Here is a 26,677-nt window from a genome sequence, read left to right on the forward strand (position 1 = left end):
CCTGAGGGGCGCGGGGAACTGCGCGACCAGCCACAGAAAAGCCGCAGTTCCCCGCGTTCCTCAAGAGGCGTTCTTCGCGAGCCCGAGTGCGTACTCGGGCCACCACTGCCCGGCCTGCGGGCCACCACGGCAGGTCCCGTCCGACTCACCAGGGCGCTTGACCCAGAGGTACGCGTCGACCGACGGGTCGCCCGTCTTGGTGGTGGGGGCCTTGCCCAGGGCCCGGCCCGGGGGGTTGCACCAAGGGTCCTTGCCCTTGCCCGTGTAGGGCCCGCGCCCGTTGCGGCTGGTGTCGATGACGAAGGGCTTGTCGCCGACCTTGGCGGAGAGGGTCTTGCCGTAGGCCACGCTGGCCTCGGTGGTCTGGAAGTTGGAGACGTTCACCGCGAAGCCGTCGGCCTGCTCGACGCCGGAGCGCTTCAGCGGCTCGTACAGACCGTCGGGGTGCGACCAGCCCGCGTTCCCCGCGTCCAGGTAGACCTTGGTGTTCTTCAGGGACTTCAGCTTGGTGATGGCGCCCTTGAGGAGGTCGTAGCGCTCCTCGTGGAACTCCTCGGGCGTGCACTTGTCGACCATGTGCAGGACCGCGTCCGGCTCCAGGACGACCGTGGCGGCGCGGTCGCCGATGCCCTTGGCCACCCCGTCGATCCACGCGCGGTACGCGTTGCCGTCGGCGGCGCCGCCCTTGGAGAACTGGCCGCAGTCGCGGTGCGGGATGTTGTAGAGCACGAGGAGCGCGTCCCGGTCGGCCTTCTCGGCCGCCTCGGTGAAGCCGCGCGCCTCGTCCTCGGGCTGCTCGGGGCCGATCCACTCGCCGACGGGCTGCTCGGCGATCTTCCGGATCCGCGCCGCCTCGTCCTTCTTGCCGTCCTTCTCGTACGTGGCGACCTGCCGGGCCGCGTTCCCGTCCGGGTTGACCCAGAACGGGTCGGTGTCCTTGGGCTGTTGCTTCACCGGACGGGTCGCTTCGTCCCCGTCCCCGTCACCGTCGGACGAGCACCCCGCGAGCAGCAGCGCGGCCCCCGTGAGCGCGACCGCCGCCGACACCCCCCTGGCCGCGAAACCCCGTCCGCGACCTGTGTTCTTGCGGTACATCCACTCCCCCTTGGGCGCACGGTCCGGTGCTCAATCCTGACATAACTACGTGCCCGTCACGAGGCCGGGAGAGCCCGTCCCGGCAGCTGTAGGAGAGCTGTTACAGCCTTCCGAAGCGGGGTAGGCGAGCTGGTTGGGGGGAGGCGAAAGGGAGAGGGCCATGCAGGCCATGCCGGACCGCACCCCGGAGCTCAGACTGGCGCGCGCTCTCGTCGAGACCGTGGTCACGGTCGCCGACGACTTCGACGCCGACCTCCACCTGGGCCGCGTCAGCCAGCTGTGCGCGGAGCTCCTGGACGCGCTCGCCGCGGGCGTGATGTACACGGACGCGGAGGACGCGGTGCGGATCGCCACGAGCCGCCGCGGGGAAGCACTCGCGCGCGAACTGCTCGAAGCCCAGCACCTGGGCGGCCCTTGCATCGACTGCTTCGGCACCGGCAAGCCCGTGGGGCCGGTCCTGCTCGCGTCGCGGGACGCGGGGGCCCGCTGGCCGGAGTTCGCGGCCCGGGCGACCGCGCGGGGCGTCGACGTCGCCTTCGCGGTGGCGCTGCGGGCGCGGGGGCGCGTCTTCGGCGTCCTCAACGTCTTCGCCGCTGAGCGGCGGCCGCCCGGTGCGCCTGGGGCACCCGGGGCCGACGGGGACGGGGGCCCGGCGCCCCAAGACAGCGCACAGGAGAGCGCATTGGGGCTCGCGCAGGCGCTCGCGGATGCCGCGGCCGCCGGTCTGCACAACCAGCGCGCCTATGCCGAGTGCCGCGTTCTCTCGCGGCAGCTCCAGGCGGCGCTCAGCAGCCGCATCCGGATCGAGCAGGCCAAGGGAATACTGGCCGAGCGCTGGCAGACCGGGACCGACGCGGCCTTCGGCGCGATGCGGCGGTACGCGCGCAGGGAGCGCCTCATCATGGACACGGTGGCCGGGATGGTGCTCCAAGGGACCCTCGACGACACGACGCTGCGGGACGGGCACGCACCGCCCGCGTAGTGCGGCGCGGCCCGGCGCCCACCCGCGCCACCTGCGGAGTTCACCGAGCCGCGGCAAAAGGTGAGTTGGCGTCAAACTCCCCTAGGCCGACGTCGGCTTCCGCTCTAGAGTCGTGGTGACGGCCCAAGCCCCCGGCCGGAGCGGAGCGTTCCGAACGCGGTGCCCGCCAGGGTGCCCACGTACTCCTGGACGTTCCGCGCACTCCACGACCGATGGACCATCCGAAGCCTCCCGCGCCGACGCCGGGTTCCTCCCGCAGCTCGAGCGCGCGCGGTGGAGGACCGGCCCGGTCGGCGTCTCCGGGGGGAGCGAGTCGTCGACCGGGCCAGGTCGTGCCCGCTCCGGGGCGCACGCCGCCCGCGCACGGCGCCCTCGGGGGCGCGGTGACTGGTTGACAGTGTCCATGACCACCTGCGACTCTCCCGGCGACAAGTCCATACGTCGAGGCGACGGTTGCCAGGAACCCGGTGTGACTCCGGGACGGTCCCGCCACTGTTACCCCGGGCGCACGCCCGGGGAAGTCAGGAACTGAACCCGTCGTCCTCCTGCCATGGGGCGTGGAAACCCCAGAAGGAGAGCCACGGTATGTCCGCTTCCGCTGCGCACACCGCACCACACACCGACACCGCCGCGATACAGTCCGCGACCATCGAGACCCGCGACTGGCTGATCGCCGCGGGCGCCGTGATCCTCGCGCTCATCACCCTGTACGCCGTCTTCATGGACAACGGCTCGCTGATCTCGGCGACCGGCGACTACCTCCACGAGTTCGCGCACGACGGCAGGCACCTCTTCGGTGCCCCCTGCCACTGATCGGGGCCGCACGCACCATGACCGCGTCCCCAGAAACTCCCCCTTCCCCGAATCCCCTCACCGCTCCCCGCACTTCGGCTCCGGCCGCCTCCCCAGCGGCCTCGTCCCCCGTCCTCTCGCTGCTCGGCCGCGGACTCGCGGCCGGGAGCCTGGGCGGGCTCGCGGCCGGGCTCTTCTCGCTGCTGCTCGCCGAGCCCCTGATGGACAAGGCGATCCGCGCGGAGGAGGCCCGCTCGCAGGCGCACGAGCAGCACGACGCCGGCGCGGCCGTGCAGCACCACGAGGAGCTGTTCTCCCGCTCGACGCAGCACGCGGGCCTGGTCATCGCCCTGGTCGTGGCGGGCCTCGCGATCGGCATGCTCTTCGCCGTGGCGTACGCGCTCGTGCACCGGCGCACCCCGCGTGCCGACCCCTGGCCGCGGGCGCTCGCGTTCTGCGCGGCCGCGTTCTGCGCGATCTCCCTCTTCCCTGCCCTGCGCTATCCGGCGATGCCGCCGGGCGTCGGCGACTCCGGCACGGTGGGCGACCGGCAGGCCATGTGGGTCGCGGCGGTCGTGATCAGCGTGCTCGGCATGTTCCTGGTCTGGCAGGTGTACGTGCGCCTGGCCGCCCGGTCGCAGCCGGTGCGGCAGCTCGCGGCGGCGGGCACGGCGGCCGCCGTCCTGGCGCTGCTGTGGGCGCTGCCGGACAACCCGGACCCGACGCCCGTGAGCCCCACGCTCCTGTGGGACTTCCGCATGCTGTCGCTGGCGTCGCACGTGCTGATGTGGGTGGTCTTCGCGGCCGTCTTCGGCGGCATCGGCCTGCGGGCCCTGCGCCCCAGAACCGGGGCGTGAGCGCTTCGCCGAATGTGCCGTGCCGGGCCGTCGGTCGGCTGCGGGGCCGCTGTGGCGGGTCGCGCCCACGCGGCGGAGCCGCACATGCATACAGCCCCGCGCCCCTTCGGGGGCGCTGACCGGCGGCAGGCCTAAGGGTCCGTAGCCGTGAGGTAGGCGGAGACGACCACGTTCGCCGAGTACGTGCGGCTCGCGCGGTCGAAGGTGCCGCCGCAGGTGATCAGGCGCAGCTCGGCGCGGCCCTCCCGGCGGGGGCCGTAGGCCGTCTTCGCGTCGAAGTCGTCCCGGCCGATCACCTGGACGTCGTCCACCGTGAACTCGGCGACGGCCCCGTCGTCCCGCACCACCCGCACCTTCTCGCCCGGCCGCACGGCGCTGAGGTGGTAGAAGACGGCGGGCCTGCTCTCGGTGTCCACGTGCCCCACGAGCAGCGCGGCCCCTGCGGCTCCGGGCCGCACCCCGCCGCCGTACCAGCCGACGACGCCCGCCTGTCCGTACGGCGGCGGGTCGATCGCGCCCGCCGCGTCCAGGCCGCGCGCCACCACCGGGGCCCGTACGCCGATCGAGGGCACGTCCACGCGCTGCGGGCGGGCGTCGGCCAGCGGCTCGTGCGGGCGGGGCAGGGCGAGGCCGGGGGGCCGCCCGACGGCGGCGACGTCCCCGGTGGTCGGGTCGGAGAGGCCGCCGCGCACGTCGGTGATCTCGTTGCCCCACAGCCACAGGCCCACGAGCAGCACGGCCCACGCCATGCCCATGACGAGGCGCCTGGTGCCGTGCGGGGCGTCGGCGCCCTCGGGCTCGGGCCCGGCCACGGTCAGTCGGAGCGGCGGCGGCGGACGCTGCGCAGGGCCACGGCGACGGCGGCGGCCCCCGCGAGCACCAGGCCGACGACGGCGTGCCGGGTGCCGGGCCCGGCCTCCTCGGCGACCGCGGCCACGGGCTGCAGATCGGCGGTGCCGCCCCCGCCGGCCCGCACGGGCGCCTGCGGCGTGGCCTGGGCGCCGCCGACCCGGACGGTGCCGACGCCCTGGTGCGGGTGTCCGTCGCAGGTCACGGTGATCTCGTACGTTCCCGAGATCCCGGCCCTGATCCGCGCGGACCCGGTGAGCGACTTACCGCCGCTCCCGGTCAGCGCGGCGTCCTTCGCGAACGCCCCGGAGCCCGCGGCACCGGTCGTGCCGCGGCACCCCGAGACCCGTACCTCGACCTGCCCGCCCGGCACCGCGTCGGCGGGTGCGACCTGGGCCCTGACCTGGTCCTGGTCGTGCGCGACGGCCGGTGCGGGCGCCCCCGCGAGCGCGCCCGCGAGGGCGAGAGCCCCCGCGCCACGCACGGCAAGCGAACATATGCGCATCGTGAACCTCCTGTACCAGCAGATTCACGCGCGCGGGGCGTCAGCGCATCCTCAGCACACCCGTCCGGGCCGCGCCGGTCTCAGACCCGGTCGACGAGGTCGGCGATGGAGTCCACGACCTTGGAGGGCCGGAACGGGTACTGGTCGATGTCGGCCCGGGAGGTGAGCCCGGTGAGCACGAGGAAGGTCTCCATCCCGGCTTCGAGGCCGGCGAGGACGTCCGTGTCCATGCGGTCGCCGATCATCGCGCTCGTCTCGGAGTGCGCCCCGATGGCGTTCAGGCCCGTCCGCATCATCAGGGGGTTCGGCTTCCCCGCGAAGTACGGCTTCTTGCCGGTCGCCTTGGTGATCAGGGCGGCCACGGCGCCGGTGGCGGGCAGCGGCCCCTCCGTGGAGGGTCCGGTCTCGTCCGGGTTCGTGCAGATGAAGCGGGCCCCGTCGTTGATGAGCCGCACGGCCTTGGTCATGGCCTCGAAGGAGTACGTGCGGGTCTCGCCGAGCACCACGTAGTCCGGGTCGTGGTCGGTCAGGACGTACCCGATGTCGTGCAGGGCGGTCGTCAGGCCCGCCTCGCCGATCACGTACGCCGTGCCGCCGGGCCGCTGGTCGTCGAGGAACTTCGCGGTGGCCAGGGCCGAGGTCCAGATGTTCTCGACGGGCACTTCGAGGCCCATGCGGGTCAGCCGGGCCTGGAGGTCGCGGGCGGTGTAGATGGAGTTGTTGGTGAGCACGAGGAACGGCTTGCCGGACTCGCGGAGCTTCTTGATGAAGGAGTCGGCGCCGGGGATCGGCACGCCCTCGTGGATGAGCACCCCGTCCATGTCGGTGAGCCACGATTCGATGGGCTTGCGCTCTGCCATGGGGTGCACTCCTGCGGGTCTGCGTGAAGCAAGTGGCTTGCGGGGCGTCGGAACGACGCTGTGCCGACGCCCCAAGCCTAATCAGGAAGGCTTGATCCCGACCCCGTCGATCACCCAGTACCAGTTGTTGCCCCCGGTGTAGCGGAAGCGGACCCGCGCGGTCCGGGCTCCGGCGGGGACCTGGAGCCGTACGGTCTCCACGACGGAGGGCGTGTCGGCGGTGTACGTCTTGACGACGGCGGGCGCCCCGCCGTCGTAGGAGACGAGCACCTGGCCCTGCTGCGGGGACTCCTGGCGGTAGAACGTGGTGTAGGTGAGCGTGGCCGGGGCGCCGCCCGTGACCTCGTACGCGGGGCTGACGAGGGTGGAGTCGAAGGTGCCGGTGACGGACTTGTCGGACCACTCGTCGCCGTCGGCGACGGCGAAGACGTTCCTGGCCCTGAGGTTGAGTTCGCGCTGCTGGTCGCGCTCGGTCTTCGTCCAGAACTCGTCCGTGGTGAAGGACCAGCCGCGCCACTCGGTGACGCCTCCGCCGCCCATCCGCGTGTTGTCGACGCTCCAGCCGTCCGGCGGGGTGTGGGTGAAGCCGATGACGCCGGAGCCGATGCCGGTCTCGTCGACGCGCGGCTCGAGCCGGTCGCGCAGCGCGTCGAAGGCGTCCGGGCGCGGCTGCTGCACGGGGCGGCCGTCCAGGCCCCAGTCGGGGTCGACCGCGACGCCGAGGTGGGCGAGCGCGCTGACGGCGACGTCGGGCATGCGCACGTCGTGCCGTACGGAACCGGCGGTGAGCCCGCCCCCGACGGCGATGAGGAAGGTCTGCCGCTCGGGCCAGCTGGAGCCGCCGTGGCCGCCCGCGTCGGTGTGGCCGTGGTCGGCGGTCACCATGACCAGCCAGTCCTCGTCCCCGTACGCCGGACGCCCGGTCATGGCGTCGAGGATGCGGCCGACCTGGGCGTCGGCGCCGTGGATGGCGTCGAGGTAGGCGCGGCTGGCGGCGCCGTCGGCGTGTCCGGCGTGGTCGATGTTGTCGAGCTGGAGGAAGACGGCGTCGGGGTCGCCGTCGGTGAGGGCGGTGACGGCGCGCTTCGTGGTGCCCGCGTCGTACTCGGCGGACGGCGTGGAGACGCGGGTATCGACCTTCGACGAGAAGATCGTGTCGGTGATGGGGGCCCAGGACGACACGGCGTAGGTGCGCAGGGCGGGCTTCGCGGCCTCGGCGCGCGTCATGAAGTCGGGGTAGCGGGCGAGGTCGTGGCCGGTGAAGTCGTTGTTCACGACCTTGTGCTTGTCGGGCCAGACGCCGGTGAGGAGCGTGGACCAGCCGGGCCCTGACATGGTGGGGGCGAGCGGGTTGGCGTAGATGCTGCTCGGGGCGGTGAGGCCGCGTGCCATCAGGGACTTCAGGCGCGGCGCGGCAGCGTCCTCGATCCGCTTCAGGAGCGCGCCGTCGAGGCCGATGACCAGGACCTTGGGCTTGCGCGCGGCGGCGGCGCGGGCGAGGCCCGACAGGGGCCCGGCGGCGGTGGCGAGGGCCGCGGCGGAGACCAGGAGCGAACGGCGGCGGATGCCGTGGGACACGGTTCCTCCAGAGGTGACGGGGGTGAGGAGAGTGCGAGGGTGCAGGGGGTGCCGGGGGTGCAGGGGTGAAGCATGCGGGCAGGCATGGCAACGCCCCTGGCTGCGCAGGGGCGTTGACGGGAGATGCGGGTGTATGTGGGGGGGGTGGGGAGGGGTGGGGTCAGCTGCCGGTCGCGGACTTCCAGTCGTCCACGTACTCCGTGAGGTTCTTGGAGATATCGTCCCAGTCCGGCTCGAAGACTTCGACACCGTCCACGAGCTTGTCGAGGGCGATGGCGTTGGCGTCGGTGGCCTTGACGTCCTTGCGGGCCGCGAAGCCGCCGCCGATCTCGCTGACCTGCCGCTGGGCGGTCCTGCTGAGGAGGTAGTCGAGGAACTTCTTCGCGTTGGCGCTGTGCGGGGCCTTGTTCACCAGGCCCGCGGCGTAGGGCAGCGCGAAGGTGGTGGGCTTCTTGCCCTCCTTGGCCGGGAACCAGATGCCGAGGTTGGGCATGTCCTTGGACTGGGCGTAGTTCATCTGGACGTCGCCGTTGGCCACGAGCAGCTCGCCCTTGTCGACCTTGGGCGCGAGCTTGCCGGTGGAGGCGGACGGGCCGACGTTGTTCGACTGGAGCTTGCCCAGGTACTTCAGGGCGGGCTCCTTGCCGCCGAAGTCGTGCACGGCCTTGATGAGCACGGCGGTGCCGTCGCCCGCGACGCCCGGCGTGGAGTACTGGATCTTGTTCTTGTACGCGCCGTCGGTCAGCTCGTCCCAGGTCCTGGGGGCCTTGGAGCCTTTCAGCTCCTGCTTGTTGTAGATGAAGCCGAAGTAGTTGTTCACGACGGCGGTCCACTTGCCGTCGGGCGCCTTGTTCGCGCCGTCGACCTGTGCGGAGCCCGCGGGCTCGTACGCCTGCAACAGGCCCTTCTCGTCGGCCTGCTGGATGAACGGCGGCAGTGTGACGAGGACGTCGGCCTGGGTGTTGGACTTCTCGCGGACGGCGCGCTGCACCATCTCGCCGGAGCCGCCCTCGACGTACTTGACCTCGATGCCGGTCTTCTTCTCGAAGTCCTTGAACACCCGGTCGTACCAGCCGTCGCCGTTCTCGCCCTTCAGGCCGTCGGCGCTGTAGACGGTGACGACCTTGGCGTCGGACGCGGCGGAGTCGCCGCCGCAGGCGGTGAGGGTGGTGGCGAGCAGGGCGCAGCCGCCGAGGGCGGCGAGCGCGCGGACGGGGGTGACGGTACGCATGACGTGTCGTGCTCCTTGAAGAGGCTTGCGCGGATGGAGGGGTCGGACGGGTCAGCGGTAGGAGGCGCGGGTGCGCACGCGCGACACCGCGAACAGGACGAGCAGCGTCGCCGCCATGAGGACCACGGCGAGGGCGGCCCCGGTGAAGGCGGCCCCGCGGTCGGTGGCCGCGTAGATCCGCACGGGCAGCGGCGTCCAGTCCGGCGGGTAGAGCATCATCGTGGCGCTCAGCTCGCCCATGGACAGGGCGAAGCAGAGGCCGGCCGCCGCCGTCAGGGACGGCAGGAGGAGCGGCAGCTTCACCCGCCACAGGACGTAGCCGGGCCGGGCGCCCAGGGACGCGGCGGCCTGCTCGTACGCCGGGTCGAGGCGCCGCACGGCCGCCGATACGGACTGGTACGCGAAGGCCGTGACGAGGACGGCGTGCGCGAGGACGACGATCGTGGACGTGCCGTTGAGGATCATCGGCGGCTTGCTGAAGGCGACGAGCAGCGCGAGCCCGACGACGACCGACGGCACGGCGACGGGCAGCATGAACAGCGTGTCGAGCACCCGGCCCCACAGCCGCGAGACGCCGCCGCCGCGCCGCTTGAGGGCGTCGGCGGCCAGGGCGGCCCAGGTGCCCACGGTCAGGGCGAGGGCGCTCGCGCCGAGCGCGGTGAGCAGGCTGGTGGTGAGGGCCTCCAGGGACTCGCCCCGGGTCGCCGCCGAGTAGTGCTCGGTGGTGAACGCGGACGGGAACGCCCCCGACCAGTGGCCCGCGAACGAGGCCGCGACGATGACGGCGAGCGGCAGCGCGAACACCGGCAGGAAGAGGACGGCGAACACCGCCCACAGCCCCCACTTGCCCTTGCGGCTATGCACCAGCACGACGGCTCACCACCCGGTACAGGCCGTAGAGGCCCACGGAGATCGCGATGTTGACGACGGCGACGACGCAGGCGGCCGGGTAGTCGGACTCCAGCATCGCCTTGCCGTAGATGAGGGTCGGCAGGGTCGTGACGCCCTTGGCCCCGGTGAACAGGACGATCCCGAACTCGTTCAGGCACATCACCAGGACGAGGCTGCCGCCCGCCGCGAGCGCGGGCAGCGCCTCCGGCAGGATCACCTTCCGCACGATCCGCGCGGGCCGCGCGCCGAGGCTGGAGGCCACCTCCAGCTGCGCGGTGTCGAGCTGCGAGAAGGCGGCGAGCAGCGGCCGCATCACGAACGGCGTGAAGTACGTGATCTCGGCGAGCAGCACGCCCCACGGCGTGGTCAGGAACTGGAAGGGCCCGTCGCCGCTCCCGGTCGCGTCCGTCCACAGGCCGTTGGCCATGCCCTTGGTGCCGTAGATGAACAGCAGCGCGAGCGTGATGAGGAAGGACGGGAAGGACAGGAAGACGTCGATGAACCTGGCGACGGCCTTCCCGCCGGGGAACGGCACGAACGCGATGACCAGCGCGAGCACGAACCCGAGCACCAGACACCCGACGGTCGCCCCCACGGCCAGCCACACGGTGGTCCCGAGCGCGTCCCGGAAGGACTCCGAGGCGAACACATCGGCATACGGCTGGAGGGACGTACCCCCCGTATCCGGCCGCACGGACTGCTGCACGACAAGGGCAAGCGGATAGAGAAACACGAGCCCGAGCAGAGCGAGTGGCGGCAACGCCCAGACGAAGGCAGGCACTTGTCTCCTGCCCTGTGGGCAATCGTTCCGCAGGGCGAGTGGGGCATCCCCTGCTCGAGCGGAGCCGAGAGCTTGGGGAGGGGTGGGCACAGCCGAAGGTGCCGCCCCGTGTTCCACCAGGCCCGAGCCAAGGTCACCCATCGCCGTTCACCCCTGCGGACAGCAGCACCGCGTCCTCGGGCGCGAAGTGCAGCGTGACCTCCGCGCCCAGCGCGGGCGGCTCCCGCAGCTCCCGCACGTCGGCCTTCACCGCGTGCCCGCCCACGTCGACGTACAGCCGGTGCGTGGCCCCACGCCACTGCACCTCCGTGACGCTCCCGGTCAGCGCGTTGGGCCCGGGACCGAGCCCCATCAGGTGCGGCCGCACGCACAGCGTGGCCGTGACCCCGGCCGCCACCCCGTCCGTGGCGACCTTCACCTCGGCCGCGCCGAGGGACACCTGGCCCTCGCCCACGGACACCGGCAGGAGGTTCGCGTTGCCCACGAAGGAGGCAGTGAATTCCGTGCGCGGGCGCCGGTACAGCTCCTGCGGCGTGCCCACGTCCCGCAGCCGGGCCCGGTCCATGACGGCGATCCGGTCGGCGAGGGTGAGCGCCTCGACCTGGTCGTGGGTGACGTACAGGATGGAGACGTCCGGCAGCTCCCGGTGGAGCCGGGCGAGTTCGGCGAGCATCCCGGAGCGCAGCTGCGCGTCGAGCGCGGACAGCGGCTCGTCGAGGAGGAGCACGCCCGGCCGGATGGCCAGGGCGCGGGCGATGGCGACGCGCTGCTGCTGCCCGCCGGACAGCTCGCGCGGGTAGCGCTTGGCGTACCCGGCCATGCCGACCATCTCCAGGGCGTCGGCGACGCGTGCCGGGATCTCCGGCTTGGGCGCCTTCTGCGCCCTGAGGCCGAACGCCACGTTCTCGTCGACGCGCAGGTGCGGGAACAGCGCGTACTGCTGGACGACCATGCCGATGCCGCGCCGGTGCGGCGGCAGGCCCGTCACGTCGCGGTCGCCGATGAACACCCGTCCGGCGGCGGGCGTCACGAATCCGGCGACGGCCCGCAGGGCGGTGGTCTTGCCGGACCCGGAGGGCCCGAGCAGCGCCATGACCTCGCCGGGCCCGACGGTCAGGTCGAGGGAGTCGAGGACGACGTTGCCGCCGTAGGAGACGGTGACCGAGTCGAAGCGTATGCCGCTGCTCATGACCCGAAGCCCCGTATCAGGGCGGGCAGTTCCGCGACCGACGGCAGCACGTGCGTGGCTCCGGCGTCCCGCAGGGCGGGCTCGTCGTGGGCGCCGGTGCGCCCCCCCGCCACGATCCCGGCGCCGGCGCGGACGCCGCTGCGCATGTCGTACGCAGTGTCCCCGGAGACGGCGATCTCGCGCACCGAGTCGGCGGCGCCGGTCCTGAGGAAGGCGGCGAGCACCATGTCCGGGTAGGGGCGCCCGCGCCCGCCCGCGTCGGCGGGGCACAGGGTGAGGTCCGCCAGGTCCCGCCAGCCGAGGGCGGCCAGGATCGCGTCCTGGGTGACGCGGGCGAAGCCCGTGGTCAGGACCACGGTGAGGCCGTCGGCCCGGAGTTCGTCGATGGCTTCGCGGGCCCCGGCGAGCGGTGCGACGAGGCCGCCGTCGACCAGTTCGCCGTACGCCTTCTCGAAGGCGGTGTTGGCGCGCCGCGCCAGGTCCTCGGCGCCGAACAGGTGCCGGAAGACGGAGATCTTGGACTCGCCCATGGTGGCGCGGACGTAGTCGAGCTTCGCCGCGTGGTCGGGCGAGCCCGGCTCCACGCCGAGCTCTCCGGCGGCCGCGGCGAAGGCCCGCTCCACCAGGCCGCCGTCGGCGACGGTGGTCCCGGCCATGTCGAGTACGGCCAGCTTGATGTGCGCGTTCAACTCTCTCACCATCCCAGCTCGTTGGCGGTCTGCTCGGCGATCGCGGGCGAGCAGGTCATGCCGCGCCCGCCGGGCCCGGTGACCAGCCACACCCCGTCGCGCACCTGCTCGCGGTGCACGACCCTGCTGGTGTCGACGCACTGCGCGTACACCCCCGCCCAGCGCCGCCGGACCTTCGGCAGCGGGCGTCCCAGGAAGCCCTCGACGACCTCGGTGAGGTGGTCGTAGGGGTCCTCGACGGTGTCGAAGGCGAAGGGGTGCTCGTACTCGTGGGTGTCGCCGATGGTCAGGCCGCCGTCCGCGCGCTGCACCATGAGCAGCTGCATCTTGTGGGCGGCGGCCGTGGCGGGCTGCGCCTGCCCGGCGTTGAGGGCGTCCAGCTCCGGGGACCGGTAGGCCGGGTAGTAGCGGAAGCTGTCGGCGTCGGCGACGGACGTGGTGAGCGGCTCGCCCAGCGGGTCGGTCTGCATCATCTGGAGCCGCACCCGGCGCACCGGGAGCTCCGGCGCAAGCTCGCGGACGAGGCCGCCGAGCCAGGCGCCGGTGCACAGCACGACGGCGTCGCCGGTGTGCACGTCGCCGTGGTCGTCGCGCACCGACGCGGGGCCGGTCACGTCGCGGACCTCGCGGCCGGGCAGGAAGGTGTAGCGCGGGGACTTCAGGAGCTCCTCGCGCAGGCGCAGCTGCGCGGTGCGCGGCTCGACGGCGGCGTCCCGCTCGCACCACAGGGCGGCGGCGAAGTCGCCGCGCAGGGCCGGGTTGAGCGCGCGGGCCTCCTCGGGGGCGAGCAGCTTGTAGCCGCGGGCGGCGGCGTCGGGCCGGGCGAGCGCGGCCTCGGCGACGGCGCGCTCCCGCTCGGTGCGCACCAGGGTCAGCGACCCGTTGGCACGGAAGCCGAGGCCCGGGACGCGGGCGCCGATGCCCTCCCACAGCTCGCGGGCGCGCAGGGCCGTCTCCAGCTCCTCGCCGCCCGCGCGGCCGCTGACCCATATCTGCCCGAAGTTGCGCAGGGACGCGCCCCGGGCCTCGCTCTCGCGCTCGATCTGTACGACCTCGTGGCCGCGCTCCACTGCGTGCCAGGCGTGCATGGTTCCGACCACGCCTGCTCCTACGACGATGACTCTCACGGCGACAACGCTCCTTTCGGCGGGTGACCCGGTGTGGGCCGGATGGCAACCAAAGGGTGAACTGCCGAGCAAGTTTGGCCTAGACCCGTTATCGTTCCGTAATCAAAAGGGCCCAAGTGACGCCCGGAAAGGGGCAGTTGGACCCGATTGGGCCGAGGGCTCAGCCGAGGTGCGTCGTGAACGAGAAGCGGTCTCCCCGGTACAGGGTCCGCACCCGCTCCAGCGGACCGCCCTCCGTGTCCCGCGACGCGCGGTGCAGGAGCAGCATCGGAAGCGCGGGCGGCGTCCCGATGAGCAGCGCCTCGCGCGGCGTCGCGAGCACCGTCTCGATGCGCTCGTCGGCGTCCCCGAACACGATGCCGAGCCGGTCGCGCAGATACGCGTAGAAGGACGAGTCGGGGTCGAAGTCCTCATCGAGCCGCGGCACCCGCGCCACCGCGACGTACGTGCTCTCCAGGCCCACCCGCTCGTCGTCGGCGAGCAGGACGCGCTCCATGTGCCAGACCGGCTCGTCCGGCGCGGCCCCGATGTCGGCGGCCAGGGCGGCCGGGCAGGGGAAGCGGTCCAGGGAGATGAGGTTGCGGCCCGGGGTGCGGCCCTGTCTGCGCACGCCCTCGGTGTAGCTGGCGAGGGACAGCGGCTGCTCCAGCTTGGGCCCCGCGACGACGGTGCCGCGCCCCTGCCTGCGCAGCCTGCCCTCCAGCAGCAGCTCGCGCAGCGCCTGCCGCACGGTCTCGCGCGCCACCTCGTACCGCTCGGCGAGGTCCCGCTCGGTGGGCAGCGCCCGGCCCACGCCCAACTCCTCGATCAGCTCCGCGATCCGGGCCTTGACCGCGTAGTACTTCGGGATGCGCCCGTGCTCGGGGATGCCGGAGCGGATGGGTGCGCCGGGCAGTTGGCCGCGCAGGTGCGCGGGCGGGGCGGCGATGGGGTTGTCCTGGTGGTCCACGGGGGGATCGTCGCACGCGGCCGTGCGGCCAGGCATGACGGCCGGGGCTTGGCCCCGGTGCCCCAAGGGCTCCGCCGGGGTTGCCGTGATGGGCCGTTCGCCGTCTGCGGGTTCGTCGTGGCTGGGCGCGCAGTTCCCCGCGCCCCTTCAGGGCGCTGCCCCGAACGCCCCCGCCGCCGGGCAGGGCGGGCCCCGGGCCTGCGCCCGGTTCAGCGGTCTCTGGTCGGGAGGCGGCGGGATGCCGCTACCAGGGCCGTGCCGGTGAGGAGGAGGGTGGCCGCGGTGGCTCCGAGGCCGAGGAGGGCGCTCGGGCCGGTCCTCGCGAGTTCGCCGGGCGACGGCCAGGAGCCGCCGTCGCCGACGACGGCGAACGGGTACTCGTCGGACTCCCCCACCCAGTCGCCGTCCTCGCCCTTGCGCTGGACGACGGCGGCGCTCGCCACCACGCGGTCGGACACGGCGCCGGAGGTGAACGCGAGCCGCAGCGGCACGCTCACCGGCTCGCCGGGCCGCGCGGTGAACCCGCCCGCCCCGTCGTCGAGGACCCCGACGTTCTCCCCGCGCCCGGCCCCCTCGAACGCGACCGCCCGCCAGCGGCCCCCGGCCCGGAACTCCAGCTGCGCCTGCCCGGGCCGCAGCTCGCCCTTCCGGTCGACGAGTACGACGACGGGGTGGATGTGCTCGCAGACGCCGCCGGTGGTGTTCACAAGCCGGAGCGACCAGCGGCCGTAGCCGCCGCCCGCGTAGTAGACGGCGGGCCCCTTGCGGACGCGGGCCCGGACGGGGAAGTCGGCGGATGCGGGGGCGGCGCAGGCGCCGCGGTGCCCGGAGTACGGGGCCGCTTCGGCCGCGGCGGCCCCGGCCACGGCGGGCACCAGGGTGGCGGCCACGGCGGTGACGCCTGCGGCCAGGCGGCAGCGGAGTCGCATGCGGGACCTTTGCTGAGCGCGGGCGGGGCGCGTCGAACTCGCGCCGGGACGTGCCCTGTTGCCCCGCCGGGAGGCAACAGGCCGTGGCCGACCCTGCCACGGACGCGCGACCGCGCCCCGCCGTCGCCACTCCTTGCGGCCGGTCGCCCGCCGAATTCCCCTCGAACAGCCGATCAGACCGCGCGCAAGCCGCGCGTCAGCCGGTCCCGCGGGCGGGCAGCGCCGCGTCCGCGCGGCCGAACAGCGGGGCCAGCACCAACTGCGCGGCCCCCTCCGCGACTCCGCGCTCACCGCCCGGCGCGATCCCCACGCCGACGCGATCGCGCGCGCCCTCGCGCCGGGAGCGCGCGGCCACGACGTCCCCGACCCCCCGCACGAACAGGTCCGCGGCGGCCGCCACGGTCCGCCCGCCGAGCAGCACGAGGTCGATGTCGAGGAGCGAGACCAGGTTGCCCGCGCCGGTGCCGAGCAGCCGGGCCGCCCCTTCGAGGTCGCCGCGCGCGACGGCCGCGAGGCACAGCGCCTCCAGACACCCCCGGTCGCCGCACTCGCACACGGGCCCGTCGAGCAGCACCACCTGGTGCCCGAACTCCCCCGCCCCGGTGCGCGGCCCCCGGTACAGGCCGCCCCCGAGCACGAGACCCGCGCCGAGCCCCGTCCCCAGATGCAGATACGCGAACGACTCCGCGTCCCCGGCAAGGGCGATCCCGAGCGCCGCCGCGTTCGTGTCCTTGTCCACCACCACCGGCAACCCGAGCCGCGCCCCCAACGCGTCCCGCAAGGGATACCCGTCCCACCCGGGAAACCCGGTGACGCGATGCAGCACACCGCGCGTGTGATCGAGGGGGCCCGGCAGGGCAACCCCCACGCCCAGCACGCCGGACGGCTCTCGCCCTGTGGGCAGCACCGCACCACCGCCTCCGGCGGAAGCCGCCCCCACCAGCTCCCCGGCCACCCGGGCCACCGCACCCACGACGGCGTCGGCCCCCGCCGAGAAGTCCACCCCCACCCGCCGCTCGGCCACCACGACCCCCGCCAGATCCACGAGGACGGCCACCAGCGCGTCCCGCTCCAGATGCACCCCCACCGCACCCCCCGCTTCCGGCACGAGCCGCAGCACCGTCGCCGGCTTCCCCCCGGTGGAGGCCCGCCGTCCCGCGTCCGCGACGAGCCCCTCCCCCCGAAGCCGCGCGACGATCTTGCTGACGGCCTGCGGCGTGAGCCCCGCCCCCGCCGCGAGCTCCAGGCGGCTGACCCCCTCGCCCCCCGCGGCACGCAGCAGTTCGAGCACGACCGCCGCGTTGTGCCCGCGCAGCGCCCGCTGATTCGCCCCCGTCGGACCGGTCGTACCGGAGTCAGCCCTGTTCACCCCTCCATTGTCGCCGCCGCTTGCACTTTGGCAACAGCGTTGCCAAAGTGGAGTTCATGACTGAAGGCAAGAACGACCTCCGCGTCGGCCTCATCGGCTACGGCCTCGCGGGCTCCGTCTTCCACGCCCCGCTGATCGCCGCGACCGACGGCCTCGCGCTCGACACGGTCGTCACGTCGAACCCCGAGCGGCAGGCCGAGGCGACCACGGCGTACGGCAGCCGGACGGCCGCGGCCGCGGGCGAGCTTCTGGACCGCGCCGACGAGCTCGACCTCGTCGTGATCGCGTCGCCGAACAAGACGCACGTACCGCTCGCGACCGCGGCGCTCAAGGCGGGTCTGCCGGTCGTCGTGGACAAGCCGCTCGCGGGCACGGCCGCCGACGCCCGGGAGCTCGCGGCGCTCGCCGACGAACGCGGTCTGCTCCTGTCCGTCTTCCAGAACCGCCGCTGGGACAACGACTTCCGTACGCTGCGCAAGCTGCTCGCGGCCGGTGAGCTCGGCGACGTCTGGCGCTTCGAGTCCCGCTTCGAGCGCTGGCGCCCGCAGCCCAAGGGCGGCTGGCGCGAGTCCGGCGACCCCGAGGAGATCGGCGGGCTCCTGTACGACCTGGGGAGCCACGTCGTCGACCAGGCCCTGGTGCTCTTCGGCCCGGCGGTGCGCGTGTACGCGGAGGCGGACGTCCGGCGCCCGGGCGCGCGGGCCGACGACGACACCTTCATCGCGATCACGCACGCCGACGGCGTCCGCTCGCACCTGTACGTGAGCGCGACCGCGGCCCAGCTCGGCCCGCGCTTCCGCGTCCTCGGCTCGACCGCGGGCTATGTGAAGTACGGCCTGGACCCGCAGGAGGCCGCCCTGCGCGAGGGCAGGCGCCCCGGCGGCGAGGACGCCGACGGCCCGTGGGGCACGGAGCCCGAGTGCATGTGGGGCCGGGTCGGCTCCGGCGAGTCCCCGCTGACCGGCGGCGGCCGCCCCGAGCCCACGCTGCCGGGCGACTACCCCGCGTACTACGCGGCCGTGACCGCGGCGCTGCGCGGCGAGGGCGACAACCCGGTCACCGCGCACGAGGCGGCCGCGGCCCTGGACGTCCTGGAGGCCGCGCGCCGCTCGGCCCGCGAGGGCGTGGCGGTGGCGCTGTGACGACCCGGCCCGCCGGACCGACGGCCCCTTCCGTCGAGGAGATCGAGGAGCAGGAGCGCCGCCTCACGCTGCCCCGCTTCACCCACGAGGACGCCTGGGCGCTCGGCTGCCTCCTGGTGGAGCTCGCGCGCGAGCGCGCGGCGCCCGTCGCGATCGACATCCGGCGCGGCGGCCAGCAGCTCTTCCACGCGGCGCTGCCCGGCTCCACGCCGGACAACGACGCCTGGATCGACCGCAAGCGCCGCGTCGTCGAGCGGTACGGCTGCTCCTCGTACCTGGTGGGCAGCCGGTTCCGGGCCAAGGGCACGACGTTCGAGGACTCCTCGCGCCTCGACCCCGACCGGTACGCGGCGCACGGCGGCGCGTTCCCGATCGGGGTCGCGGGCGTGGGCGTCATCGGCACGGTGACCGTCTCGGGCCTCCCCCAAGTGGCGGATCACGCCCTGGTGGTGGAGGCCCTGGAGCGGTTCACCGCGTCCTGACGCCCGGGTGGGGGTCCGTCACTCGAACTCTCCCGCGCGGCGGCGGCGTACCGTCACCACGACCGTGACACCCGCCGCGAGCAGCGCCGCGGCGATCCCGCCGACAAGCGCGAGCTCCCCGGAGGAGGCACCGGTGTGCGCCATCTCGTCAGGGCTCTTGGTGGGATGCGGGGTCGGATGCGTGGGCGAGTCCGTCGGGGACGGGGACGGGGACGGGCCGTCACTGTCGGAGGGCGACGGGGACGGCGACGGACCATCGCTGTCCGACGGCGACGGAGACGGCGACGGGCCATCGCTGTCCGACGGCGACGGGGACGGCGAGGGACCGTCACTGTCCGACGGGGACGGAGACGGGGACGGACCGTCACTGTCCGACGGGGACGGGGACGGCGACGGGCCATCGCTGTCGGACGGAGACGGGGACGGCGAGGGACCGTCACTGTCCGACGGAGACGGAGACGGCGACGGACCGTCACTGTCCGACGGGGACGGAGACGGCGACGGGCTCTCGCTGTCCGACGGGGACGGAGACGGCGACGGACCGTCACTGTCCGACGGGGACGGAGACGGCGACGGGCTCTCGCTGTCCGACGGAGACGGAGACGGCGACGGACCGTCACTGTCCGACGGAGACGGAGACGGCGACGGGCTCTCGCTGTCCGACGGGGACGGCGAAGGCGAAGGCGTCGTGCACGACGGCAGGTCCCCGTTGAACGGGTAGTTGTGGAACTCCTGCCCGCCCCCGGCCCCCGAGGTGTGCGTCAGCGAGCCCACCGTGAAGAAGCGCCCGTTCATGCCCGGCATCCGCACCGTCGAGGTGCTTCCCGCCGAGCCCACGAGCACGCTGCCCGCGAACTGCGCGGTGCCGTTGAACTGCACCTCGGTCGCGTCCGGGAAGTTCCACAGGAGCCGCTCGCGCAGCCCGTCGGGGAACCCGCCCACGTACGTGTTGATCTGGCGTGCCGTGCCGTACAGGTTGACCAGCACGGTGGCGTCGGCCGGGATGCCCGCGAAGGTGATGCCCTGCTGGCCGCCGTTGGGGCTCGCGAGGTCGAAGTCGACGTCGAAGACCTGGAGGTCGGACGTGCCGTCGCCGGTGAAGGTGGTCCCGGTGCCGGTGTACGTGGCGGTGCCGGTGGTCGCGCGCTTCTCGCCGTTGTCGTACGCGTAGCACTGGCTGGCCGCGGTGAGCTGGCCGGGCAGCGCGGCGTACTGGTCGGCGACCCCGGCCTCCTGCACCGCGGGCGGGGCGACCGTGCCGCTGGCCGTACCCTCGTACACGACGCGTCCGGAGACGCTGGCCTCCTCGGCGAGCAGCCGCTGGCCCGTGGCGACGGTCAGGTCGCCGCCGGTGGTCAGGAAGTCCGAGCCGTTGGGCGGCGGCACGCGCGAGCCGACGCCGGCGACGCCCACGTTGTAGATCTGCGAGGCGCCCGCCCGCTTGTTCATGTCGAAGTCGCCGAGCACGACGACCTTGCCCTCGGCCTCCGCCGCCGCCTCGCGGATGAGCATGTCCTCGCCGACGAAGACGTTGATGTTCGCGTCGCGGCCTGCCACGGGACCGTTGTTGACCTCGGGGTACGTACCCGGACAGGCATCGCCCTTACAGGGGCCGAGCCCGCCGGGCAGGGGGTCGGCGACGCCCTGCCCCGCCAGGCCGCCGAGGACGGTGGCCGCCGCGACCGTGACGGCCACCGCTAGATATGCTGAGCTTTTTCTTCGCATACCTGGAAATATGCGTATTCCAGACATCCGCTGCGGTAGACACGCTCAGCACGGCCCCCATTAGGCCGACCAGCGGCGGGCCAAGCGGGGGTGCCGGGGGGCTGCTCACGGCGGGAGGCCCCCCGTCCCGAAGGCCCGCCCCGGCGTCAGGCGTCCTTGAGCTCCTGCCGCTGGCGGCCGAGCCCGTCGATCTCCAGCTCCACCACGTCCCCCGCCCGCAGATAGGGCTTGGGCTCGGGGCGGCCGAGGGCGACCCCGGCGGGCGTCCCCGTGTTGATCACGTCGCCCGGGTACAGCGTCATGAACCGGCTGACGTAGCGGACCACCTCCGCCACCGGGAAGATCTGCTGGGCCGTCGTGCCGTCCTGCTTCAGCTCGCCGTTGACCCACAGCCGCAGGGACAGGGCCTGCGGGTCCGGCACCTCGTCCGCCGTCACCAGCCAGGGGCCGAGCGGATTGAAGGTCTCGCAGTTCTTGCCCTTGTCCCAGGTCCCGCCGCGCTCGATCTGGAACTCGCGCTCGGACACGTCGTGCGCCACCGCGTAGCCCGCGACGTGCGCGAGCGCCTCCTCGTACGACTCCAGATAGCGCGCGGTGCGCCCGATGACGATCGCCAGCTCGACCTCCCAGTCCGTCTTCACCGAGCCGCGCGGCACGAGCACGGTGTCGTTCGGACCGACCACCGTGTCCGCCGCCTTCAGGAAGACGACGGGCTCGGCGGGCGGCTCGGCGCCCGCCTCGGCGGCGTGGTCGTGGTAGTTGAGGCCGATGCACACGACCTTGCCGATCCGCGCGAGCGGCGGCCCGATCCGCAGCCCCGCCGCGTCGAGCACGGGCAGGTCACCGGCGTCGGCGGCGGCCCGCACGCGGGCGAGCGCGGCGGCGTCGGCGAGCAGCGCGCCGTCGATGTCGCCGACGACGCCGGACAGGTCGCGCAGCGTGCCCCCGGCGTCGAGCAGCGCCGGACGCTCGGCGCCCGCGGTACCGACTCGCAGCAGCTTCATGTCTGTCTCCCTCTGGTCGAGCGTGGCCCGGCCGATGGGGGTGCGGCGCCATCGGAGGTTCGGCCGATCCTCCAAGCTCGCTGTCCGGCCCGCAAGACCCCGTTCACGTACTGGACCGTCACATGGCCGTGGCCATGGCTCCCGCCGCCCCCTGCGGCATGTTCCGGTACAGGACGGCCCGCTCCACCGCGCTCCAGGTCGTGCTGGTCACGATGTACAGCGCGGCCGCGAGCGGCACGACCGCCACGGAGAACAGCGTCATGAAGGACATCAGCGGCATGAACTTGGTCATCGCGGCCATCGCCTGCGCCCCGGGCATCTGCTCGCCGCCCTGGGCCCCGGGCAGCGGCGCCCCGGCCAGCTGCCGCTTCGTACGCCGGTAGTTGAAGGTGGCGACGGCGGCCACGAGCGCGAAGAGGACCAGGTAGACGAGCCCGGCCCCGCCGAGGACGCCGCCGTCGCCGAGCGCGTCGGCCCAGCGCCCGCCGAGCGGCGCCGCGAGCAGCTTGTGGTCGAGGAGCGCGTTGGCCTCGCCGCCGATGTCCGAGTTGGAGAACAGGTGGTAGAGCAGGAAGAACACGGGCAGCTGGAAGAGGCCCGGCAGACAGCCGGCCAGCGGCGACACGTTCTCCTTGCGGTGCAGTTCGAGGACCGCCTTCTGGAGCTTCTCCGGGTTCTTGCCGTGCTTCTTGCGGAGCTCGGCGATCTGCGGGTTGAGCTTGGCGCGCGCCTTCTGGCCGCGCGCGGCGGCCCGGGACAGCGGGTGGATCAGGAGGCGTACGCAGGCGGTGACCAGGACGATGGCCGCGGCCATGGCGGAGCCGTGGAACAGCGGTTCGAGCAGGTCGGCGAGGCGCGCGACCAGGTCGGCAATGAAAGACATGGGTGAGCCCTCCGGGGGTCTCGTCGTGCCGGGGTGAGGTGCGTCGGCATGACGACCCGCGCGGGGTCCGGGAGGTGGAGCCGGGGGTTCCCTACGCGGCCGTCAGGAGGGGACGGCCGGGCGCTCGCGGGCGCGTGCGGCCCCGGGCGTCGGGGTCGCGCTGCGGCAGGAAGGCGGTGCGCCGCTCGCGGTCGCGGATGGCGGTGCGCACGCGGGTGCGTGGCACGGCGGGCGCGGAGCGCGCGGCGAGCAGGGAGCACAGGGCGAGGGCGGAGCCCGCGGCGGCGGTCGCGGCGAACGCGACGGCGCCCACGAGGCTGCCGGTGTCGGCGAGGACGGTCTCGACGAGCAGGACGAACAGCAGGACGGCGGGCCGCAGGGCCGCGCCCCAGCGCTTGACCAGTTCCTTGATCAAGGCCGCCCCCTCTCCGAACCTCTGTGCGTACGCGTCTGCTGCTGTTTATACAGGATCAGTGACGACGGGCTGAAGCAGGCGTCGGGGCGCGAGCAGCGCCCGGCTGACCGGATCACTGGGTTCCGGATCAAGTCCGGGGCCGGGCAGCATCTCCACGTCGCCGACCGGCACGAGCCGACCGCAGGCCGGGCACTCCCCCGACGCCCCCAGCTCCGTACCGCACGCCGCGTGCCGGAAGTAGCGCAGCGGCGCGGCGTCGGCCGAGGTCTCGCGACCCCAGGCACTGAGCGCGCGCAGCGTCGGCCACAGGGCGCGGCCCCGCTCGGTCACCACGTACTCGTGGCGCCGGGGCGCCTCCGCGCAGGGCCGCTTCTCCAGGACGTCCGCGTCGACGAGCGTCTGGAGCCGGGCGGCGAGGACCGCGCGCGGGATGCCGAGGTGGACGAGGAAGTCGTTGTAGCGGCGGACGCCGTAGAGCGCGTCGCGCACGACGAGCAGGGTCCAGCGCTCGCCGACGACCTCCAGGGCGCGGGCGATGGAGCACTCCTGCGCCGCGTAGTCCTTGCCGAGAGCCATGGCCCCACTGTAGCCGTTTCGGCGACCAAAGGTTCATTCATTGAACCGACCCCTGCTACGGTCGTTGCACGCTACAGGTTCAATGAATGAACTCCCGAAGGGGCACCCACCCATGCCACGCACAGCCACCGCGGCGGCCACGGCCTCCCCCGCCGCCCCCGTGCGCGCCGCGTCCCCCGCGCGCACCCTCGCCCTGACCAGCGCCGCGACCTTCATGGCCCTGATGACGTACACGGCCCCGATGGTCACGCTCTCCGACACCGCCGCCGCGCTCGGCACCTCCCTGTCCGCGCAGGCCTGGCTCCTGAACGGCACCCCGCTCGGGCTCGCGGCCCTGCTCCTCGTCGCGGGCAGCCTCGCCGACGACCACGGCCGGCGCCGGGTCTTCCTGTGCGGGACGTACGCCCTCGGCGTCACCACGGCGCTCGGCGCCCTCGCCACCTCGACGTGGATGTTCACGCTCGCCCGCGTGGTCCAGGGCGCGGCGAGCGCCGCGGTGCTCGCCGCCAGCCTCGGCCTGATCGCGCAGGCGTACCCGGCCGGGCCCGGGCGGATCCGGGCGACCGGCGTGTGGGGCGCGTTCGTCAGCGGCGGCATAGCCCTCTCGCCGGTCGTCTCGGGCGCCCTCGCCACGCTCACGAACTGGCGCCTGCCGTACGCCGTCATGGCCCTGGCCACCCTCGCCATCGGCGTCATCGGCCCGCGCGCCCTGACCGAGTCCCGGGCGCCGCGGCCCGGCCGCCCCGACCTCGTGGGCGCGCTGACCTTCGGTCTCGCGCTCGTCGCCCTGCTCGCCGCGCTCACCCTGGGCCGCGACGGCTGGCTGCGGCTGCCCGTCGGCGCGCTGCTCCTTGCCGCCGCCGTCCTGCTCGCCGCGTTCACGTACGTGGAACGCCGTACGTCGACGCCGATGCTGGACCTCGGCCTGCTGCGCCGCCCGCTGTTCCTCGCCTCGTCGGCGGGCGGCCTGTTCACAGGCCTCTCGGTGATCGCCCTGTTCAGCTATCTGCCGACGGTGCTCCAGCGGACCCTGGGCCTGTCCGCGACGGGCACCGGCTGGCTGTTCATGCTCTGGGCGGGCACCGGCTTCCTGGTCGCCCTCCAGGCCAGGCGGCTCGCGGGCCGGGTCTCCGCGGGGGCGCAGCTCGCCGCCGGGTTCCTGCTGCACGCCGTCGCCGCCGTGACGATGCTGGGCGCGGCCGCCGCGGGCTCCTGGCCGCGCCTGCTGCCCGGCCTGCTGCTCTCCGGCGTGGGCAGCGGCCTGCTGAACGCCGCCCTTCCGCTGCTCGCCGTCGAGTCGGTGCCGCCCGGGCGCGCCGCGATGGGCTCGGGCGCGGGCAACACCGCCCGCTACATCGGCTCCGCCGCGGGCGTCGCCCTGATGATCGCGGTGTCCACGGCCTCGGGCTCCTCGCCCGCCGCGCTCGCGCACGGCACGGACGTGGCCCTGCTGGTGTCGGCGGGCCTCGGCGTCCTGGCCGCGCTCACCGTCCTGACGCTGCGGGAACGGCGCCGCTGACGTCGCCGCCGCCCGCGTCACCCGCGTCGTCGTCCTCGTCGTCGACCGGGTCGCGCGCGAGCACCTCCGCGTCGGGCCGGGGGTCCCGGTCCGCGGGACCGGCGTACGACACGACGAGCGCGACCGCGAGGTTGACGCCGAGCGCGACGATTCCGGCGTTCACGCCGAACACCGGGTCGCGGTCGGTGAAGACGAGGCCGCACACCACCGCGACGCCCACGACGAGCCCGCTCAGCGCCCCCGCGAGGCTGAGCCGCCGCCACACCAGGCCGAGCAGCAGCATCGGCACGAGCTGCGCCATCCCCTCGTACGAGATGAGCGAGAGCCGTACGAGGGTGTTGGGCGTCGCGTACGTCAGGACCAGGGCGAGCGCGCCCGCGGCCACGACGACGCCCTGCGAGGCGAGCTTCTGCCGCGCGGGCGAGCGCCACCGGGGCAGCAGGGACAGCACGCTGCTGCCCCACATCGTCCCGATGACCAGCATGAACACCGCCATCGGCACGATGGAGGAGAGCGCGGCCGCGACCCCGATGACACCGACGGCCCACGCGGGCAGCGAGTCCACCACCAGCTTGAACAGGGCCAGGTTCGACCCGGCCCCGGTCAGCCCCGGCACCACGAAGAGCGCCGCGAGGCCGAGCAGCATCGGCACGAAGAGCAGGACGTTGTACGCGGGCAGCCAGATGGCATTGCGGCGCAGGGCGTCGGCGTTGCGCGCGCCCAGGTACCCGGCGACGGTGGTCGGGAAGACCACGACGGTGAGCGCGTTGAGGAACGACGTCGTGGCGAACCACGCCTCGCCGTACGGGGAACCGCCGTGCCCCGGCAGCGTGAGCCAGTCGCGCTTCTCGCTCACCACCTGGTCGAGGAAGTCCCCGTACCCGTCGAAGTAGTGCAGCGGCACGTACACCGCGAGGAACGCGAGCGTGCCGATCACCAGCACGTCCTTGAGCACGGACACCCACGCGCTGCCGCGAAGGCCGCTCACCACCACGAACCCGGTGGTGACGGCGAACCCGATGAAATAGGCCCAGTTCAGACTGATCGCGCCGTACGAGATCGTCGAGACGACCACGCCCATCCCCGTGATCTGCAACTGGATGTACGGCAGCAGGAACACCGTCGCGAGCACGGCGACGCCCGCGCCGAGCCAGGGCCGGCCGAAGCGGTGCGCCACCATGTCGCTGACGCTGACGAGCCCGTGCCGTCGCGCGTAGTCCCACAGCAGCGGCCCGACGACGTACCCGACCGCGTATCCGCAGGACATGTACGCGACGACGTAGAGGACGGGCGCCCCGTAGTTGTACCCCCAGCCCGCGGCCCCCAGATAGCTGAAGCTCGTGTACCCCTCGCCCGCCATCAGGACCCAGATGAACACGGGCCCCAGCGAACGCCCGCCCACCGACCACTCGGTGAGCCCGCCCTGCCCGCCGCGGCCCCGCACGGCGAGGAGCCCGAGCGCGACCGTGCCGACCATGAAGACGCCGAAGACGGAGGTGGCGACGGCGGTGTTCACGAGCGCCGCCCCGTCCGCCTCTTGCGGTCGGCCCGGTACGTGAGCCACACCGCGACCGGTGTCAGGAGCGTGGCGGCGAGCAGCCACACGAACAGGAAGGGCAGCCCGAGCACCACCGGATCGACCCGGTTGGCGAAGGGCAGCGCCCCCAGGTACAGCACGAAGGGCACGAGCAGCCAGAGCAGCTGCGTTCGGCGCGGGGCGCGCGGCTGACGGCGAATGATCACGGGGCGTCAGCCTACCGAGGCACCATCGAACGCAGCTTCCCCCACACGACGAGCCGGTACTGGGAGGTGTGGACCGGGGTGCAGGTGGTGAGCGTGAGGTAGTACCCGGGCGTCCGGTACCCGTACCCCGCCCGCACGCCGCTGCGCGGCACCGCGTTCAGGACCCCGCCGTCGCGGGCGGAGGTCCGCGGCAGGACCTTCCCGACGGCGTACGTGTACGTGGCCTCGCGGGTGGCGAGGACCAGCCGGTCGCCGGGGCGGAGCCGGTCGAGGTGCCGGAAGGGCTCGCCGTGGGTGTTGCGGTGCCCGGCGAGCCCGACGTTGCCGGGGCGCCCCGGCTGGGCGGTGCGCGGGTAGTGGCCGACATACCCCTTGTTGAGCACCCCAGCCTTGCTGATGCCTTCGGCGACGGGGACGCGCAGGGAGAGGCGGGGGATGCGGAGGACGGCGTAGGGGCTGTCTCTTATACACATCTGACGCTGCCGACGAATAGAGAGGGGTAGATCTCGGTGGTC

28 protein-coding genes and 1 riboswitch are annotated in these 26,677 nt (G+C 73.5%); of the genes, 6 read left to right on the forward strand and 22 right to left on the reverse strand.

Translation table 11 applies throughout. The features are described from left to right. Nucleotides 1-60 precede the first annotated feature (60 nt). Complete coding sequence (locus tag IG74_RS0125995) at nt 61-1,095, reverse strand: glycoside hydrolase family 6 protein (protein WP_037826067.1); 1,035 nt, start codon at nt 1,093-1,095, stop codon at nt 61-63. A gap of 160 nt (nt 1,096-1,255) precedes the next feature. Between IG74_RS0125995 and IG74_RS0126000 the strand changes: the two genes are divergently transcribed. The 3 genes from IG74_RS0126000 to IG74_RS0126010 all read left to right on the forward strand — a co-directional run bounded on the left by IG74_RS0126000 (nt 1,256) and on the right by IG74_RS0126010 (nt 3,726). Then, entirely contained in the window at nt 1,256-2,077 is an 822-nt protein-coding gene (locus tag IG74_RS0126000; RefSeq protein WP_234334455.1) for an ANTAR domain-containing protein, read from the forward strand. 457 nt (nt 2,078-2,534) lie between these two features. Then, nucleotides 2,535-2,608, forward strand: a riboswitch (cobalamin riboswitch). A 54-nt stretch (nt 2,609-2,662) separates the two neighbouring features. Continuing rightward, a complete protein-coding gene (locus IG74_RS46260) occupies nt 2,663-2,890 on the forward strand; it encodes a CbtB domain-containing protein (protein ID WP_037826069.1) in 228 nt (75 codons plus the stop codon). A 17-nt stretch (nt 2,891-2,907) separates the two neighbouring features. Continuing rightward, on the forward strand, nt 2,908-3,726 hold the full coding sequence (locus IG74_RS0126010) for a CbtA family protein (protein ID WP_078869034.1): 819 nt from the start codon (nt 2,908-2,910) through the stop codon (nt 3,724-3,726). A gap of 131 nt (nt 3,727-3,857) precedes the next feature. Here the strand turns inward: IG74_RS0126010 and IG74_RS0126015 are convergent, their stop codons facing one another. The 13 genes from IG74_RS0126015 to IG74_RS0126075 form a co-directional block, all read right to left on the reverse strand. Then, on the reverse strand, nt 3,858-4,481 hold the full coding sequence (locus IG74_RS0126015; protein WP_078869038.1) for a class F sortase: 624 nt from the start codon (nt 4,479-4,481) through the stop codon (nt 3,858-3,860). A 59-nt stretch (nt 4,482-4,540) separates the two neighbouring features. After that, the gene (locus tag IG74_RS0126020) at nt 4,541-5,080 is read right to left on the reverse strand and encodes a hypothetical protein (protein WP_030682071.1); all 540 of its coding nucleotides are present in this window, start codon (nt 5,078-5,080) and stop codon (nt 4,541-4,543) included. Between the two features lie 80 nt (nt 5,081-5,160). Beyond that, nucleotides 5,161-5,940, reverse strand: coding sequence for an HAD-IIA family hydrolase (locus IG74_RS0126025; protein ID WP_030682074.1), 780 nt, complete (start codon nt 5,938-5,940; stop codon nt 5,161-5,163). An 81-nt stretch (nt 5,941-6,021) separates the two neighbouring features. Continuing rightward, the gene (locus tag IG74_RS49695; RefSeq protein ID WP_030682077.1) at nt 6,022-7,518 is read right to left on the reverse strand and encodes an alkaline phosphatase family protein; all 1,497 of its coding nucleotides are present in this window, start codon (nt 7,516-7,518) and stop codon (nt 6,022-6,024) included. A gap of 160 nt (nt 7,519-7,678) precedes the next feature. Further along, entirely contained in the window at nt 7,679-8,749 is a 1,071-nt protein-coding gene (locus tag IG74_RS0126035; protein WP_030682080.1) for a 2-aminoethylphosphonate ABC transporter substrate-binding protein, read from the reverse strand. Between the two features lie 51 nt (nt 8,750-8,800). Beyond that, nucleotides 8,801-9,619, reverse strand: coding sequence for an ABC transporter permease (locus IG74_RS0126040; protein WP_030682083.1), 819 nt, complete (start codon nt 9,617-9,619; stop codon nt 8,801-8,803). Further along, nucleotides 9,606-10,562, reverse strand: a complete 957-nt coding sequence (locus tag IG74_RS0126045) for a 2-aminoethylphosphonate ABC transporter permease subunit (protein ID WP_107059022.1) — start codon at nt 10,560-10,562, stop codon at nt 9,606-9,608. Before IG74_RS0126045 ends, IG74_RS0126040 begins: the two co-directional genes overlap by 14 nt. Further along, complete coding sequence (locus tag IG74_RS0126050; protein ID WP_030682087.1) at nt 10,555-11,610, reverse strand: ABC transporter ATP-binding protein; 1,056 nt, start codon at nt 11,608-11,610, stop codon at nt 10,555-10,557. The genes IG74_RS0126045 and IG74_RS0126050 overlap by 8 nt, the downstream gene beginning before the upstream one ends. Further along, the gene (locus IG74_RS0126055) at nt 11,607-12,299 is read right to left on the reverse strand and encodes a phosphonatase-like hydrolase (RefSeq protein WP_324607515.1); all 693 of its coding nucleotides are present in this window, start codon (nt 12,297-12,299) and stop codon (nt 11,607-11,609) included. Before IG74_RS0126055 ends, IG74_RS0126050 begins: the two co-directional genes overlap by 4 nt. Before the next feature lie 5 nt (nt 12,300-12,304). Continuing rightward, the gene (locus tag IG74_RS0126060; RefSeq protein ID WP_030682092.1) at nt 12,305-13,426 is read right to left on the reverse strand and encodes a TIGR03364 family FAD-dependent oxidoreductase; all 1,122 of its coding nucleotides are present in this window, start codon (nt 13,424-13,426) and stop codon (nt 12,305-12,307) included. 160 nt (nt 13,427-13,586) lie between these two features. Then, entirely contained in the window at nt 13,587-14,411 is an 825-nt protein-coding gene (locus IG74_RS0126065) for a GntR family transcriptional regulator (protein ID WP_420709942.1), read from the reverse strand. Nucleotides 14,412-14,584: 173 nt separating this feature from the next. Next, a complete protein-coding gene (locus IG74_RS0126070) occupies nt 14,585-15,304 on the reverse strand; it encodes a hypothetical protein (RefSeq protein ID WP_030682099.1) in 720 nt (239 codons plus the stop codon). 196 nt (nt 15,305-15,500) lie between these two features. Then, nucleotides 15,501-16,673, reverse strand: a complete 1,173-nt coding sequence (locus IG74_RS0126075; protein WP_030682102.1) for an ROK family transcriptional regulator — start codon at nt 16,671-16,673, stop codon at nt 15,501-15,503. 56 nt (nt 16,674-16,729) lie between these two features. Here IG74_RS0126075 and IG74_RS0126080 point away from each other — a divergent pair, with 56 nt between their 5' ends. Beyond that, nucleotides 16,730-17,815, forward strand: coding sequence for a Gfo/Idh/MocA family oxidoreductase (locus IG74_RS0126080; RefSeq protein ID WP_030682105.1), 1,086 nt, complete (start codon nt 16,730-16,732; stop codon nt 17,813-17,815). Further along, entirely contained in the window at nt 17,812-18,297 is a 486-nt protein-coding gene (locus IG74_RS0126085) for a heme-degrading domain-containing protein (protein WP_030682107.1), read from the forward strand. Before IG74_RS0126080 ends, IG74_RS0126085 begins: the two co-directional genes overlap by 4 nt. An 18-nt stretch (nt 18,298-18,315) precedes the next feature. Here the strand turns inward: IG74_RS0126085 and IG74_RS0126090 are convergent, their stop codons facing one another. The 5 genes from IG74_RS0126090 to IG74_RS0126110 form a co-directional block, all read right to left on the reverse strand. Continuing rightward, a complete protein-coding gene (locus tag IG74_RS0126090; protein ID WP_234334457.1) occupies nt 18,316-19,992 on the reverse strand; it encodes a choice-of-anchor A family protein in 1,677 nt (558 codons plus the stop codon). 176 nt (nt 19,993-20,168) lie between these two features. Then, nucleotides 20,169-21,026 carry a fumarylacetoacetate hydrolase family protein gene (locus tag IG74_RS0126095; protein WP_030682112.1) on the reverse strand — a complete coding sequence of 286 codons (858 nt, stop codon included), beginning with the start codon at nt 21,024-21,026 and terminating at the stop codon, nt 20,169-20,171. 118 nt (nt 21,027-21,144) lie between these two features. After that, nucleotides 21,145-21,909 carry a YidC/Oxa1 family membrane protein insertase gene (locus tag IG74_RS0126100; protein ID WP_030682116.1) on the reverse strand — a complete coding sequence of 255 codons (765 nt, stop codon included), beginning with the start codon at nt 21,907-21,909 and terminating at the stop codon, nt 21,145-21,147. A gap of 91 nt (nt 21,910-22,000) precedes the next feature. Then, nucleotides 22,001-22,324: a DUF6412 domain-containing protein gene (locus tag IG74_RS0126105; protein ID WP_234334458.1), complete on the reverse strand. Its 324-nt coding sequence runs from the start codon at nt 22,322-22,324 to the stop codon at nt 22,001-22,003. A gap of 45 nt (nt 22,325-22,369) precedes the next feature. Beyond that, nucleotides 22,370-22,900: a winged helix-turn-helix transcriptional regulator gene (locus tag IG74_RS0126110; protein WP_030682120.1), complete on the reverse strand. Its 531-nt coding sequence runs from the start codon at nt 22,898-22,900 to the stop codon at nt 22,370-22,372. Nucleotides 22,901-23,012: 112 nt separating this feature from the next. On the opposite strand from IG74_RS0126110, the gene IG74_RS0126115 reads away from it, so the two are divergent. Then, nucleotides 23,013-24,419, forward strand: coding sequence for an MFS transporter (locus IG74_RS0126115; RefSeq protein WP_030682124.1), 1,407 nt, complete (start codon nt 23,013-23,015; stop codon nt 24,417-24,419). On the opposite strand, the gene IG74_RS0126120 is transcribed toward IG74_RS0126115, so the two are convergent. The 3 genes from IG74_RS0126120 to IG74_RS0126130 all read right to left on the reverse strand — a co-directional run. Continuing rightward, a complete protein-coding gene (locus IG74_RS0126120) occupies nt 24,385-25,935 on the reverse strand; it encodes a sodium:solute symporter family protein (protein WP_037826071.1) in 1,551 nt (516 codons plus the stop codon). The genes IG74_RS0126115 and IG74_RS0126120 overlap by 35 nt on opposite strands. Beyond that, complete coding sequence (locus IG74_RS0126125; protein WP_234334459.1) at nt 25,932-26,162, reverse strand: DUF3311 domain-containing protein; 231 nt, start codon at nt 26,160-26,162, stop codon at nt 25,932-25,934. Before IG74_RS0126125 ends, IG74_RS0126120 begins: the two co-directional genes overlap by 4 nt. 11 nt (nt 26,163-26,173) lie before the next feature. After that, nucleotides 26,174-26,677, reverse strand: a 504-nt coding sequence (locus IG74_RS0126130) for a class E sortase (protein WP_037826085.1), incomplete at its 5' end; no start/stop codon positions are given.

The organism is Streptomyces sp. NRRL B-1347 (genome assembly GCF_000720325.1).
Classification (GTDB): domain Bacteria; phylum Actinomycetota; class Actinomycetes; order Streptomycetales; family Streptomycetaceae; genus Streptomyces.